The sequence below is a fragment of the Rhodoplanes roseus genome (genome assembly GCF_003258865.1).
Lineage (GTDB): Bacteria > Pseudomonadota > Alphaproteobacteria > Rhizobiales > Xanthobacteraceae > Rhodoplanes > Rhodoplanes roseus.
Window position 1 is genome coordinate 1 of the sequence record NZ_NPEX01000993.1, and the last position, 240, is coordinate 240.

1 protein-coding gene is annotated in these 240 nt (G+C 60.8%); it reads left to right on the top strand.

Going from position 1 to position 240, the window contains the following annotated elements:
- Positions 1 to 13: 13 nt before the first annotated feature.
- On the top strand, positions 14 to 240 hold a 227-nt coding region (locus CH341_RS33315), incomplete at its 3' end, for an EAL domain-containing protein (protein WP_245431369.1).

Here is a 240-nt window from a genome sequence, read left to right on the forward strand (position 1 = left end):
GAAGGTCGACAAGGTGAAGATCGACCGCTCCTTCGTGCAACCGATCGGCGAAACGGCCGATTCAACCGCGATCGTCGACGCGATCGTCGAACTCGGCCACGCGCTCGGACTTCTGGTGACGGCCGAGGGCGTCGAAACCGAGCGGCAGCGCGAATATCTGCGTTTCATCGGCTGCGACGAAATCCAGGGCTTCCTGTTTTCCGGGCCAGTCCCGCCAGAAGCGATCAACGAAATGCTGAT